This is a genomic window from Exiguobacterium sp. S22-S28 (assembly GCF_043359615.1).
Classification (GTDB): Bacteria; Bacillota; Bacilli; order Exiguobacteriales; family Exiguobacteriaceae; genus Exiguobacterium_A.
Window position 1 is genome coordinate 246239 of record NZ_JBHFFC010000026.1, and the last position, 15080, is coordinate 261318.

A 15080-nucleotide genomic window follows, 5' to 3' on the forward strand; every position below is an offset into this window, starting at 1 on the left:
TTAAATCAGTCTGTTTATCGTCAAGCAATCCGACGTGCCAACCGGTCAACCAGCGCTTGCGATTCTTCATTTAAAGAAACGAGCTCTGTCTTGATCCCGGCTGCTTGATATTTCAAGACCACGGTTTCGATCGCTTCCGTCGCCGAATCATCAAACAGATGTGCCGCGGTGAAGTCGAGGGTGACCTGCTTAAACGAAGCATCTGCCGTCAGATCAAATCGTTCAACGAACACCGTCGTCGAAGCGAAGAAGATCGGACCGTTGATCGCGTAGACGACGGTTGTCCCCTCTTCGCGCCGTTTGATATCGATTCGTGAAATCTTCGAGGCAAACAAAATCGCGGCCAGTAATATCCCGACGAGGACACCCATCGACAAGTCATCCGTCAACACGGTCACAAACACCGTCGCCAGCATGACAGCGGAGTCGCTTTTTGGTGAATCCTTCAGCATCTTAAATGATCCCCAATCGAACGTCGCATATGAAACGAAGAACATCACCCCGACGAGAGCCCCCATCGGAATCGTCATCAGCAGATCGTTCATCGTCACCATTAACAGCATCAAGAAGGCACCGGCCGTAAACGTCGACAGACGTCCCCGTCCACCAGATGTCACGTTGATGACCGATTGACCGATCATCGCACACCCCGGCATTCCACCGAAGAAGCCGGCGATGATATTGGCAATCCCTTGTCCGCGCGACTCGATCGCTTTGTTCGACGTCGTATCCGTCATCTCGTCGACAATCCGTGCCGTCAACAACGACTCAATCAATCCGACAAACGCCAGTGATAAGGCATACGGGAAAATGATTTGCAGCGTCTCGAGAGAGAACGGAACGTTTGGTAAGAAGAAGCTCGGAAGAGAAGCAGAAATTTGTCCCATATCCCCGATGACACGTGTATCGAGCGACAAGGCGACCGTCAGGACCGTCATGATCGTAATCGCGACGAGTGGTGCCGGAATCACTTTCGTGAACCGTGGAAAAATCAAAATGATGGCAAGTGACGCCGCGACCATCGCGTACATGATCCAGTTCTGTCCTGCAAACTGCGGCAGTTGAGCGGAAAAAATCAAGATCGCCAAGGCATTGACGAACCCGACCATGACCGCCCGCGGAATGAAGCGCAGTAACTTCGCAACGCCGAGCACCCCTAATAAAATTTGAAACACACCGGCGAGAATACCGGCTGCTAATAAATAATCGACGCCGTGATCTTTAACAAGCTGTACGACAACGAGCGCCATCGCCCCAGTCGCGGCTGAAATCATCCCCGGTCGTCCACCGGCAATCGAGATCACAATCGCGATGATGACCGAAGCATACAAACCGACCATCGGATTGACACCGGCAATCAACGAGAAGGCGATTGCTTCCGGAACAAGTGCTAACGCGACGACAATCCCGGACAGGATGTCGGCTTTGGGTTGCAACACCCATTCTTTCCTCCATTGTGAAAACATACCATTCCTCATTTCATTTCGTTCTGACACATTTTGTTATCTTATTCCCTTTTGCCGGTTTCGACAAGTTGTTATTAGACACGCGTCCGAATATGAGCGATTTCGTCGACCATGCCTTGATACCGTGTCATGATTTCCTGCCCTGTGAAGATCGGATCTTCCGCCAGTGTCTCGAGTGCACGACGCAACAAATGAATTTTCGGTTTCTTTCGTTCGAGCAACTCTTCATAGATGAAATCGAGCACTTCATCATGTGCTTCCTTCGATTCTTCTGAAATCGGCGACAGTGTAATCAGCCGTTTCATGTGGGCATTGGTTTTTTCGAACAGTTCTTTGCGGATGACGACTTCGTCTTGCGGCCGATCGAGCCAGACCGACAAAAAGCGTGGCGGAATCAGCTGTTCTTCCGTCCGGCTGACATCTTCGACGAGATGGGTCAGACGGTTGAAGACGTAGCGGACAACCCGTTCCGGCTGCGTGTTCGGTTCCGACTGCCGGAAGAAGTACATCGCGTACTGCAACATCCCGGTATAGATGACGGCAAGATCAAGCAAATACGGTGTTTTCGCTTCCCCAAACAGATCACGCAGACGGTGATACGTCCATTCGATTTCGAGCAGACGGTTATTTTCCATGAAGGCTTTTAACTCTTTTTCATTGGAAGCAATCGCTTCTTCGAACAAGGTGTACAGTTTGTATTTTTGCATCAGTTCCAGATAACAATTTCCTTGTTGGATAAAGGTTTCGTAATCCGAGACATCCCGCCCGACCAAGATTTCCTTTCGCGCATTACGCATTTTTTCAAAAACCGTGTTGAAGACATCGATGAAGAGTTCATTTTTCGAGGAGAAATAGTTGTAGAAGGTCCCTTTTGAGACGACACTTTGATCCAAGATATCCTGGATCGAGGTCGACTGGTAGCCTTTTTCGACAAACAGTTGGTAGGCAGCATCAAGGAGCTGTTTCTTTTTTGGGTTCATAATCGTATCCTTTTCTTTAAATATGGTCTATTTTCCAAAAATCGATCATATACTTTAGTGTATAAAGCAAATAATTTGTAATCCGTTGCTTCAGACGGTAAGATGGCTAAGTTGTAGAATCAGTGTATAACAAATTAGACTTACTGTACAAAAGGAGCATAACGAAATGCAAGCAACCAAGCAATCATCTCGACTTTATTTAATTTTAGCGGTCTTAATGGCCGGTGCATTCGTCGCCGTCCTCAATTCAACGCTGTTAAATATTGCTTTACCATCCATCATGAAATCATTCAACATCGAAGCCAGTACAGCACAATGGCTGACAACAGGCTACATGCTGGTCAACGGAATCATGATTCCGACGTCAGCGTTTCTTGTCCAAAAGTTCTCGACCCGTCAATTGTTCTTAACGGCAATGGGGCTGTTCTCAATCGGGACGATCGTCGCCGGTCAAGCGGATCTGTTCCCGCTCCTGCTCGGCTCGCGGATGTTACAGGCGTCCGGCTCTGCCATCATGATGCCACTCTTGATGAACGTGCTGTTGAACGGCTTCCCGATTGAGAAACGGGGACAAGCCATGGGGATCTTCGGTCTCGTCATCACGTTCGCTCCAGCCATCGGTCCGACCTTATCCGGGTGGGTTTTAGAACATTACGAATGGCGAATGTTGTTCCATATCGTCACACCGATTTCCCTGCTTGTTCTCGTCATCGGTTTCTTCTTATTAAAGAAAGAAGTCGTCACGAGTACACTTCGTCTCGAAAAACTTTCACTTGTCTTGTCGAGCTTTGGATTCGGTGGATTACTGTACGGTTTCAGTTCAGCCGGTTCTGCCGGTTGGGGATCTTGGACAGTGATCGGCGCTCTTGCCATCGGTGTGATCAGTCTCGCTTCGTTCATTATACGCCAATTCCGGTTGGATGAACCGATGCTTGAGTTCCGGATCTTTAAATACCCGATGTTTGCCTTGTCTCAAGGGATTTCAATGGTCTTGAACATGTCGATGTTCTCAGCGATGATCCTCATGCCGATTTACGTCCAGACGATTCGCGGCATCTCACCATTCCATTCCGGATTGTTGATGCTGCCGGGTGCACTCGTCATGGCCTTCATGTCCCCGATCACCGGTCGTCTGTTCGACCGGTTCGGCGCCCGCATTCTGGCCATGATCGGATTGTCGTTGACCGTGTTGACGACATTCTTCTTCAGTCGTCTGACAGCGGATACCGCGTATTCGTTCCTCGTCATCATGTATACGTTACGCTTCCTCGGCATCTCGATGGTCATGATGCCGGTCATGACAAACGGATTGAACCATATCCCGCAACATTTGACACCGCACGGAACAGCGCTCAACAATACGTTGTCGCAAGTCTCAGGTGCGATTGGTTCAGGACTGCTCGTCACCGTCATGACATCACGGACTGCTGATTATGCAAAAGAACTGACGGCAACCGCCACGCCCGGAACGAATCCACAAACGATCATTACTCAATCAATGGTCGAAGGAATCAACGATACGTTTTTCATCGCCACTTTGCTGGCATTGCTTGCCCTGGGTTTGTCTTTCTTCATCAAAAAACGGAAGGTCGATCAAGAAATCGTCCAAGTCGAACCAGTACGTGAAAAAAAATACGCATAACGCCGCATAGACCGTTTTCTTCTGTTATTCGACAGAGGAAACGGTCTCTTTTTTTACGACAGATAGGTTTTCAGCGCATCGGCTTTCAAGATGCGTTGGTTCGTGCTTCCCCGAATCAGTAAGGAGTGGTCCGGGAGCGCCTGAACGTAACGTCCGTCAATCAGACAATCGATGCGGGCTAACACCCCTCTCACCTGCTCGTCCCGCACCAGGTGTTCCACTTTGTATCCCGTAAAGAGATAAATGTCATAACCCGCCAAGGCTGCGACCAATTCCGCTAAAGAAGCCGGTTGAAAAAACGGCTCTCCGCCGGAAATCGTAATCCGGCGCGATCCGATCTGCTCAATCTGTTGCATCACTTGATCAACGGTGTAGTCCTCTCCACCGTCGCTTGCCCATGAATCCGGATTGTGGCAGCCGGGACAGTGGTGGGGACAACCGGCAAAAAAGATTACGGTCCGTAAGCCCGGACCATCGACGACCGAGTCAGCGAGAATCTGGAGCAGTCGCATGTCGCACCCGATTCTGTTCTTCCGCCCGCTTCGCATCGTTCCACCGGTCCATCGTTCCGACCAGGTAACCGGTAATCCGGCGAATCCGTTCGATGTCTTCTCCACCACAGACGGGACAAGCCTGCTCCATCGTTTGTTCCGTCCGACACGATAAACACCGGTCAATCGGATGATTGATGGATCCGTACCCGATTCCGGCCCCCGCCATCAAACGGACGATGTCTTCAATCGCTTCGGGATTTTCAGCGAGCGCTCCGTCCGTCTCGACATACGTGATGTGTCCGCCGTTACATAAAGCATGAAACGGTGCTTCCAACCGGATTTTTTCACGGATTGTGACTAGTGCCTCGACTGGGAGGTGGAACGAGTTTGTATAATATCCTTTGTCGGTCACGCGATGGATACGTCCAAATTGTTGGACGTCCGCAGCCGTAAACTTGCCTGATAAACCTTCCGCCGGTGTCGCGAGCAAGGAAAAATTCAACCCCGTCTTCTCACCGTATTGATCGACGACCGTCCGCATGGTCTGAATCAAAGCCTGACCGATTCGATGGGCCAGTTCCGACTCGCCGTGGTGTTGACCGGTCAGTACAATCAATGCTTCCGCCAACCCAATGAAACCGACCGACAACGTTCCCTGCCGTAAGACCGGTTCGACGCGGTCTGACGCGGTCAGTGTCTGCCCATCCCGCCATATGTGTTTATACAAAAAGGCGAACTCCTCCGCTGTCCGGTCCGCCTGATACTGATACCGTTCCAGTAATTGCTCACAGATCCGTCCGGTATAGGTCGCGACCGCTTCGAACATCCGGTCGAGACTTTGCGTCGTCAACGCCAAACGAACGAGATTCAGACTCGTAAAGGACAGGTTGCCACGCCCGATGACCGTAGCCGGACCCTGCCGGTTTTCAAGGACACGTGTCCGGCAACCCATGTAGGCCACTTCTGCTTCCGGTCCGTCCTGCGACGAACGGTTAAACGGCGCATCGAGAAATGCAAAATTCGGAAACAACCGTTTTCCGGTCACTTCTGCCGCCAGTTGAAACAAATCATAGTTCGGATCAGCCGGATGCAGCGTGACACCTGCCTTGATCTTAAAAATCTGAATCGGAAAAATCGGCGTTTCGCCTTTTCCAAGCCCGGCTTTTGTGGCGTTCAGCAAGGCCCGGGTCAACAGCCGTCCGAACTCGGATGTATCGGTGCCGTAATTGATCGAGATGAACGGGACTTGTCCCCCGCCCCGCGAGTGCATCGAGTTCGTGTTATGAATAAATGCTTCACAGGCTTGATAGGTCATTTCATACGTTTCTGACAGCGCATACGTCCGTTTTTGCCGATTCGACCATTTCGGAATCAACGCACGGATTTTCTTGAGTTGCCGTTGGTAAGTTTTCTCGACGAACGGTGCGAGATCGTAATCGAACATCGGATAAGATTGTCCCCCGTGCTGCATGTTTTGATTCGCCTGCATGATGATCGCAGCAAGTGCCAGCGCTGACCGGATGTCTTGCGCCGGACGAATCGTCCCGTGTGCCATGTCGAATCCTTCTGTCAACAAACGACCAAGCGGTAATTGGACACAGGTCGTCGTCCCCGTCACGTAGTAATCCGCATCATGGATATAGATGAGGTTCGCGGCAACGGCTTGTTTTGTCTCCTCTGACAACAACAGCTCCTGCATCATTTGTTTTGCTGCCACACCCGCAATCCGGTTCAGCTTGGCAAGCGGAGATTTTCCGTCTACATTCGCATTTTCCTGGACTTCATCCGCTGACGGATTGCGGACGACCTCCTCGTATAAGGTGCTCAATTCCATGTTCATCTCTCCCTCGATTTCGTGATGATGGTCTCTTCGCCTACTATAGCGAGCACACCATCTGACCGGCAATCCCTGCATATCTGAAACGATTTGCAAGCAAAACCGTCACTTCGTCACGAAATGTTTCGAGAAATTCATCCCCATCCCGTCGAGTCGGCTTTTCTCCCATTCAAATCCGATATGAGAAAACTCACTTTACATCAGGCGATCAAAAAAAAAACAGAACCTGACAGACGGTTCTCACTTCCGTCTGTCCGGCCCCGCCTTTTCATATTCAGTCCATTTCAATCAACGTATCCGATACGCTCGGCAGGAGAACTGTAAAGACCGTTCCTTCGCCTAAAATCGATTCGACATCAATATTTCCGTCATGCGCCCGAACGATTTCTTTACAAATCGAGAGACCGAGACCGGTTCCGCCGATTTTCCGGCTGTCCGAATTATCGACCCGATAAAACTTGCTGAACAAGTGTGGCATCGCACTGCTTGGAATCCCCAAGCCGAAATCCCGGACACTCAATTCAATTTGATTGTGGTGATGGGTCAAGGAGACAACAACATCGCCGCCATCCGGTGAATATTTGATCGCATTGTTTAATAAGTTTCCAATCAACTGTTTCATACTGTTTTTATCCGCATTAATCAGAAATTCATGTGTTTCATCCACATCAAGTTGTAAACGATGTTGTTCCGTCGCTGCCTGATAAAAACGTGTCTGTTCCGTCAAAACATCAATCAGATCAAACACTTCTTTATCGTACGACTGTTTGCCGGACTCCATTCGTTGGACATTCAAGAAGTCACTGACCAAATCCGTCAGACGTTTTGATTCGTCATGAATCGTCTGGAGATACCGTTTATTCCGTTCTGGATCCAGCTCTCGTTTCAGCATCAGTTCGGTAAACCCGTAAATCGACGAAAGCGGTGTCCGCAGTTCATGGGAGACGGTGGACACGAGTTCTGATTTCATCCGGTCGATTTCAGTCTCCGCCGTGACATCGCGGAAAACGAGGATCGTTCCTTTCGCCTGTTCACCCTGAGTGATTTCTTCCGCATAAACCTGAATGAAGTATTCTCCTTGATCAATCGATAACGAGAACATTCCCTCCGGAATCTGACCGGACAAGACTTCTTCAAAATACGCTTCGAATGCCTCTTTTTGATCCACCTGCTCAAACATCGTCTCGGGTCGTACTTCAAGGAAGGTCATCGAATCATTGTCTTCTTCAATTTGCAAGGATTCGAAGATATCAAATAAGGCTTTGTTTCCGAGAATCGTTTTTTCATCATGTTTGATGTATAAAATCGCTTCCCGGACAGAATTGAGGAGCTGGGCCGTTTCCTTGCGTTCATACTCCATCTGCTCATACAGCGACATCCGCATCAAGGAAATCGCAATCTGTTTCGAGAACGATTCCAGTTCGTTTAATTCCTTTTTATTAAAGGCTTGATCGAATCGCGCCAAGTAGAGACATGCAATCAACTCTTCTTTTGCCGGATCCATGATGGGAATGACCCCTTCATAGATATAATAAGGAAAGCCAATCAATGTATCATTGGCTACTTTTTTCGACGAATTTGCCATCTCTTTTGAAATCATCACTCGTTTGAGCAACAAAGATTCTGTTTTCAAACTTTCTTGTTGTTCCTCCGTCATCTCTTTTGGAACAACAGAAGAAATTTCATTATTCTTGATGAGTAACAATGCGCCGAACTCGGTTTTCGTCAAACGCACAATTGTACTGATGACCGAAGAGTAGTCAAACAGACTCTCCTTCGAAGCCAACGTCTCAATCAATTCGTTTCGGTCTTGCAGATGCAGTTCGTTCGAACGTGTCACTTCCAGTGCCCGTTCAAGCTCATTTTGTTTTTCTTTCAGCGTTTCCTGATTTTGTTCCATCAGTTGATTTTTACGGGATAATTCCGTATGTTGTGAAGAAATTGAACGCGCCATTTGATAAAAGGATCGTGTTAACTGACCCACTTCGTTTTCAATCGGAATGTCGTGTTCGAGCGAAATCGATTTTCCTTCCGCCAAACGCTGACTTTTGATATTCAATTCGTGTAACTGCATTGTCGACCGATGAACAAGCGGCCGGACAATGAACAATAAACATAAAAGAAAAATCAATAAGTTCAAAAACCAAAACCATTGTGTTTGTTGCAACTGGTCAAGAACCTGTTCTTTCGTCTGACCCGCCGCATTGTCGACATACAGATAACTGACAACAGACGTCATCACACCCAGTGCGAAGACGCTGTAAAAAATCGCCATCAACTGTCTCCCTAATTTTTCAGTCATCCATTGTTTCATATTCATAAAAGCCTCCTACTAAAACTAAAAAAATAAAGATCTGATACGAGACTTGCATGCCGCATCACATCTTTATTTCCCTCAATCATTTGGTTTCAATCCTTCTATTCCCAACACTTAACCAGGTGGCGACAGCGGAATGTCACACAATAGACCAATTACATCGACGATTTGTTGTTTTGACAAATCATCCGTATCGACATGGTGGGAAAAAACCGGATGTGCCAAGGCACACAACCGTTCAGCCGCCTGTTGCCCTCCCCATGATTGTGCGCGTTCAAAACGACTTCTCAAACGACGCCGGATCGTTTTTGGACTTGCCATCAGCGTCACGTGTTGTACCTGATGCCCCTTGTTTCTTAAGCTACCGATGATTTCGTCAAAATAATCCAGATTGGTCAGCGTCATCGGTACGATGATGACGGCTGACGGCTGGTCCACTTGTTCCAGTAACATCAGATTCAACTGACGCCAAAGCGGTTCATCTTGAAAATCATCTGTCTGCGTCTCGCGCGGGAGTTGCTGTCGTAACAGCTGACCTGTTAACTCAGGATCAAAGAGATGTGATCCTTTGATGCGTTGTTGCAACCCACGGGCTGCAGTCGTCTTTCCGACACCAAACGTTCCATTAATCCAAATAATCATTGTCCAGATGTACCACCTTTGTTTCCCTTGGAATTATTTCCCTTTAATATACCATTTGAATAATCCACGGTGCAAGGACACTGGCTAGGATAGCCGTCAACACCATCGTCAGCAGACCAACCGCCCCTTCACGCTGATCGAGACTCATCGATTTCGTCGCCCCCATGACATGGGCGATCGAGGCCAAACCGACGCCGCGGCTAGCGAAATGTCGAATCTTCAGACCGGTCATCAGTCGTGGACCGACGATTGAACCAACAAGCCCTGTCACAAGAACAAATGTCGCCGTCAAGGCGAGTGTTCCGCCGGACCGTTCCGAAATCGCCAAGGCGACAGGTAACGTGACCGACTTCGGCAACAAGGCCAGATTCGTCGTCCGTTCAAGATGCAACAGCAGTCCGAGCATTACATCCGACGTCAACGCAATCAGCGTTCCGATACCGACACCAAGCAAGATCTCCGGAATGAAACGACGGACGTGATGACGGACATGGTAAAGCGGAATCGCGAATGCCGTAATCGCCGGACCCAACATCTTCGATAAATACTGTCCACCTGACATGTAAACAGTATGTGATGTCCCGCTCAGCGCTAAGATGACAATGACGGCAGCCGTCACCGTCAAAATCGGCAACATCCAGATAAACGGATATTTCTGATACAACCAGAAGGCTCCGGCAAACAGCAGAATCGTCAACATGAACCAAAACAGTGCTTCACTCATGAACGGTCGCCTCCTCTTTCCGGCGTGCCAGACGGTCGACGATGTACGCCGATCCGGTCAAGGTCAGCAAACTGCTGATGACCAGAATCACAAGCACTTGCAGACCCGATTGACGCATAAAATCGGTATAGTCCATGATGCCGGATAACGCCGGGACAAAAAACAGCGGCATGACCAGCAATAAGAGTTTTCCCCCGCGCTCCACATGTTCGATTTGCAACAGACGGCTCTTTAATGCCAGATACAATAAAATCAATCCAATGATGTTTCCCGGTAACGGCAAATGGAAGGTCAGACTGATCCAGTCGCCGATCATGGCAAAACATGAAATCAGGACGATTTGTAAGATAACGGTCACACCAAGTAAAGTTTTTGAACGCATAATGATTTCCCCTTGTTTAACGTATTCGGGATTCATTATCCGCCTCACTTTGTGAACAATCAATGAAATGAGCTAGATTTGTTGAAGTAACCGTTCTCACAGGTGGAGAACCGTTTTTCTGTCACAATACAGAGAAAAACAAACCCATCTGTTCAAAAACAGATGGGTCCTTCTTTACATGACACGCTTAAACAGTTTTTCCAGCTCATAATTCGTCCATTCGATGATGACCGGTCGACCGTGTGGGCAGGTGAACGGCATCTCGGTTTTCGCAAGATCGGCAATCAATTGGCGCATCATCTCGTGATTAAGAGGATGATTCGCTTTAATCGATTTTTTACATGCCATCATGATGGCGGCGTCCTCGCGGTAACTTTCGAGATCCACCTTCCGTTTCATCAAGGCTTCATCCATCAATTCCTGAATCGTCTCCTCTTGACGATGGGACGGGAACCACGTCGGAACTTCACGAACGATGAAACTTTGTGGACCAAACGATTCCAGTTCGATCCCGACGTCACGCAACAACGGCAGGACTTCATCCATCCGTCGCATGTCATCGCTTGCGATCTCAAACGTGTACGGCAACAACAGTTGCTGCCGTTGTTCAAGCGGGCGGCCGAACATGACTTTATACGTCTCATATTTAATCCGTTCCTGGGCGGCATGTTGATCAATCAAATACATACCATCTGCTCCGGCACAAACGATATACGAGGAATGGAGCTGCCCGATGACATCGAGATGCGGAAACTTCGGACCGGTCGCGACCGGCTCGTCTACTAGTTCCGGTTGTGGCTGTGCTTGCGGCTCGATTGATGGCTCCAACGCCCTAGTTCCGCTTGGTGTCACCGTCCGGTCGTCCCCCGCCTCCGGTCGTTTCGGAATCGGATAGTTCCAGACCGACCGTGATGACAGCTCCTCAATCGGTTCCGCCACGTAAGAAAACTCTAATTTTTCCTGTGCACTCGGATCTTTTTTCGGTTTCGGCGGGGTCACTTTCGGAATCAACGTCTGGCGGCTGAGTGTCAACCGAATCGTTTCCTGAATCAATTGACCCAGTTCTGCTTCTTTTGACAGGCGGACTTCCCGTTTTGCCGGATGGACATTGACATCTATCAACAAGGGATCCATCGTCACTTCAATTACAGCAATCGGAAAACGACCGATCGGCAACAGTGTATGATATCCATTTAAGACCGCTTGCGTCAGCGCGAAGTTTTTGACCGAACGTCCGTTTAGAATCAGCGTGATATAGTTTTTCGAAGCCCGTGTCACTTCCGGTTTGACGAGATGACACGTCAGCTGGTAATCCGCTGTCGAGCCGGTCGCGACGAGTGTGCCTTGAATCGTCTGATGTCCGTAGACGCTGGCCAGTGCCTGCCGGACGTCTCCGGATCCGTTCGTCTGAATCAAGACTTTCCCTTCATGGACGGCGTACAGTTTGACGTCCGGATGGGCAAAGGCGACCCGGTTCAGGATATCCGTGATGGCTGCCAGTTCCGTATGCGTCGTCTTGAGGTACTTCAGTCGGGCCGGTGTATTAAAGAACAATTGCTCGACCGTCAGTTCCGTTCCGCGGTTCATCGCAATCGCCGAACGCTCCGTTAATGTCCCGTAATCAAGTGTCAGCTGGACCCCTTCCTGGTCTTCCCGCTTCGTCTTCAGCGTCACTTTACTGACGGACGCAATCGACGCCAAGGCCTCTCCCCGGAAACCAAGTGTCTTGATCCGGAACAAATCGTGTTCGTCCTTGATTTTACTTGTCGCATGACGGACGAAGGCTAGTTCGGCATCCTCCGGATAAAAGCCGTGACCGTTGTCACGGATTGTCATTCGTTTCATTCCCGCTTCTTCCAGTTCGACATCGATTTGCGTCGCACCCGCATCGAGTGCATTTTCGACCAATTCCTTGACGACCGAAGCGGGGCGTTCGACGACCTCACCTGCTGCAATCCGGTTCGCTAATGAATCCGATAGTTCCCGAATGATTCCCATGTGTTACGCCTCCTTACTTTCTTGCTTCTGCCTGCAGACGATACAACGTATTTAATGCTTCAAGCGGTGTCATGTTAATCAGATCAAGCGTCTGAATCATTTCCCGCATCGGATCGGGCTCGGCAAAGAGACTCAGTTGATCGACGGGTTCCGCCTGAACAACCGGTTGTTTTGGTGACTCAGGCGTTTGTTTTTCCGTCTGTTCAAATTCAGACAACAATACTTCCGCCCGGTCAATCAAGGAATCCGGCAGATCCGCTAACCGCGCGACATGAATCCCGTAAGATTGATCGGCTTTTCCGTCGCGGACTTCATGCAGGAAGACGACTCGTCCATCCTGCTCGACCGCCCGGACATGGACGTTCGCGAGCCGCGGCATCGATTCCTCAAGAACGGTCAGCTCATGATAGTGCGTCGAGAACAATGTTTTTGCTCCGACGTGGTCGGCGATATGTTCGACGATGGCTTGCGCGAGCGCCATTCCGTCATATGTCGATGTTCCGCGACCGATCTCATCGAGCAGAATCAACGATTGGTCCGTTGCCCGGGTCAAGGCTTCTTGTGTCTCGACCATCTCGACCATGAACGTCGATTGTCCGCTGACCAAGTCGTCGGCTGCTCCGATCCGCGTAAAGATTTGATCAAAGACCGGTAACTCGGCCCGGCTTGCCGGTACAAACGATCCAATCTGATGCAGCAAGGCAATCAAAGCAAATTGACGCATGTACGTCGATTTACCGGACATGTTTGGTCCCGTGATCAACAGCATTTCCCGATCCTCGTGTAAGGCGATTCCGTTCGCGACATAGTCCCCGCGCGGCAGGACCGTCTCGATGACCGGGTGACGTCCGTTCTCGATCGTCACGTTCCGTCCTGTAATCGTTAGCGGTCGGACATAGTCATGACGTTCTGCGATTTCCGCCAAGGCGACGAGAACATCCAGTTCGGCAATCCGCCGACTGACCCGTTGCAGGCTTTCAATCTGTGTTTTGACTTGATCCCGGACTTGGCAGAACAGTTCGTATTCGAGAGTAATGCTTTTTTCTTCCGCCCCGAGAATCAACGCTTCCTTCTCTTTCAGTTCCGGCGTGACATACCGCTCGGCGTTCGCAAGCGTCTGCTTACGCTCATACCGTCCTTCCGGCAACAGTTTGGCATTGGCTCGTGAGACTTCGATATAATACCCGAATACCCGGTTATAACCGATCTTCAGCGTCTTGATCCCGGTCGCCTGCCGTTCACTTGCTTCAAGTGTCGCCAGCCATGTCTTTCCGTCTTTCGACGCCATGAGCAGTTCATCCAGTGCAGGGTCGAAGCCCGATTGGATCATCCCACCTTCTTTCGTCGAGATCGGCGGGGCCTCGACAAACGCACGGTCCAGCAAGTCGGTCAGTTCCTCATGGGGATCGAGTCCGAGTGCCAGTTGTCCCAAGCGGTCACTCAACAGTTCTTCAAGCGCAGCCTGAATACGCGGAATCAAGCGGAGCGTCGATTTCAATTGGACGAGATCACGGGCAGAAGCCGTCCCGTATCCGACTTTCGCGACCAATCGTTCCAAATCGTATACTTCCCGCAACGTATCCTTCAACTGTTGCCGCTCAAAATAATGCGCCAACAATTCTTCGACGGCGTCGAGCCGTTCTGTAATCGTTCGTTCCGACAACAATGGTTTTTCGAGCCAGCGTTTCAGCATCCGTCCGCCCATCGCTGTTCCGGTCACATCCAGCAGACCGAGCAATGACCCTTTTTTATCGCCGGTCCGAGCAGAACGGACCAGTTCCAGATTCTTGACGGTATTCGGCTCCAGTTGCATGAAATCGGCCGCTTCATAGACCAGTGCCGGCTGTAAATGCGCCAGCGACCGTTTTTGCGTATCATGCATATACGCGTACAAGACAGCAAAGGCATCTGCTTGTGCCGCATCGATCGCCCGGTCACCGTGCGGATGACTTTCCCGGCGTGTACTTTCTGTCAGCGGAATCTGCAGATGACTGAGTGCCGCTTCATGTTCATGCGTTGTGATGATGATTTCGCGCGGTAAGATGATACTCAGTTCCTTAGCGACGGCATCGATTGTCGCAACACTCGTCAAGGCACTCTCTCCGGTCGAAACATCACCGCGGGCGATACCGAATCGTCCGTCCTGTTCGACAACCGCAACGAGATAGCGGTTTTCTTTTTCCGTCAACGACGACATCATGGTCCCCGGCGTGATGACTTGGACGACTTCGCGTTTGACGAGTCCTTTCGTCAACTTCGGATCTTCGACCTGATCGCACAAAGCAACTTTATAACCGCGTTCGATCAATTGTTCAATGTAGCCGTTTGCTGCATGGTGCGGCACACCGCACATCGGAATCGGATGTTCCGCATTCTTGCCGTTTTTTGCCGTCAGTGTCAATTCCAGTTCATGTGCCACTTGTTTGGCATCCTCAAAAAATAACTCATAAAAATCACCTAAACGATAAAACAAAAAGGCATCGGGATAATCCGCCTTAATGGAAAAATATTGTTTCATCATCGGTGTGTTGTGGACTGCTTCCATGATTTTCACCTCATTCGCGTAAAAAGCCGACGGGAATCCGTCGGCTTTTCCAA

Annotated in this window: 11 protein-coding genes; 1 reads left to right on the top strand and 10 read right to left on the bottom strand. The window is 49.8% G+C overall.

From position 1 onward, the window contains the following. Nucleotides 1-20: 20 nt before the first annotated feature. Together ACHA8N_RS07915 and ACHA8N_RS07920 are read right to left on the bottom strand one after the other, a co-directional pair. Nucleotides 21-1466 carry a SulP family inorganic anion transporter gene (locus ACHA8N_RS07915; RefSeq protein ID WP_393965366.1) on the bottom strand — a complete coding sequence of 482 codons (1446 nt, stop codon included), beginning with the start codon at nt 1464-1466 and terminating at the stop codon, nt 21-23. A 74-nt stretch (nt 1467-1540) separates the two neighbouring features. Continuing rightward, nucleotides 1541-2446 (bottom strand): TetR/AcrR family transcriptional regulator, encoded by a 906-nt coding sequence (locus tag ACHA8N_RS07920; protein WP_393965367.1) that lies wholly within the window; start codon nt 2444-2446, stop codon nt 1541-1543. Nucleotides 2447-2612: 166 nt separating this feature from the next. On the opposite strand from ACHA8N_RS07920, the gene ACHA8N_RS07925 reads away from it, so the two are divergent. Beyond that, on the top strand, nt 2613-4088 hold the full coding sequence (locus ACHA8N_RS07925) for a DHA2 family efflux MFS transporter permease subunit (protein ID WP_147512407.1): 1476 nt from the start codon (nt 2613-2615) through the stop codon (nt 4086-4088). A gap of 53 nt (nt 4089-4141) precedes the next feature. Here the strand turns inward: ACHA8N_RS07925 and nrdG are convergent, their stop codons facing one another. The 8 genes from nrdG to mutS form a co-directional block, all read right to left on the bottom strand. After that, nucleotides 4142-4600, bottom strand: coding sequence for an anaerobic ribonucleoside-triphosphate reductase activating protein (gene nrdG, locus ACHA8N_RS07930; RefSeq protein WP_393965368.1), 459 nt, complete (start codon nt 4598-4600; stop codon nt 4142-4144). Continuing rightward, nucleotides 4575-6416, bottom strand: coding sequence for an anaerobic ribonucleoside triphosphate reductase (locus ACHA8N_RS07935; protein WP_393965556.1), 1842 nt, complete (start codon nt 6414-6416; stop codon nt 4575-4577). Before ACHA8N_RS07935 ends, nrdG begins: the two co-directional genes overlap by 26 nt. 277 nt (nt 6417-6693) lie before the next feature. Beyond that, nucleotides 6694-8733 (bottom strand): ATP-binding protein, encoded by a 2040-nt coding sequence (locus ACHA8N_RS07940; protein WP_393965369.1) that lies wholly within the window; start codon nt 8731-8733, stop codon nt 6694-6696. A 117-nt stretch (nt 8734-8850) separates the two neighbouring features. Next, nucleotides 8851-9378, bottom strand: coding sequence for an AAA family ATPase (locus tag ACHA8N_RS07945; RefSeq protein WP_393965370.1), 528 nt, complete (start codon nt 9376-9378; stop codon nt 8851-8853). A gap of 43 nt (nt 9379-9421) precedes the next feature. After that, nucleotides 9422-10102 (bottom strand): LrgB family protein, encoded by a 681-nt coding sequence (locus ACHA8N_RS07950; protein WP_393965371.1) that lies wholly within the window; start codon nt 10100-10102, stop codon nt 9422-9424. Beyond that, nucleotides 10095-10484 (bottom strand): CidA/LrgA family protein, encoded by a 390-nt coding sequence (locus tag ACHA8N_RS07955; protein ID WP_393965372.1) that lies wholly within the window; start codon nt 10482-10484, stop codon nt 10095-10097. The genes ACHA8N_RS07950 and ACHA8N_RS07955 overlap by 8 nt, the downstream gene beginning before the upstream one ends. Before the next feature lie 174 nt (nt 10485-10658). Beyond that, entirely contained in the window at nt 10659-12482 is a 1824-nt protein-coding gene (gene mutL / locus ACHA8N_RS07960; protein ID WP_393965373.1) for a DNA mismatch repair endonuclease MutL, read from the bottom strand. 13 nt (nt 12483-12495) lie between these two features. Further along, complete coding sequence (mutS, locus tag ACHA8N_RS07965) at nt 12496-15027, bottom strand: DNA mismatch repair protein MutS (RefSeq protein WP_393965374.1); 2532 nt, start codon at nt 15025-15027, stop codon at nt 12496-12498. Nucleotides 15028-15080 lie beyond the last annotated feature (53 nt).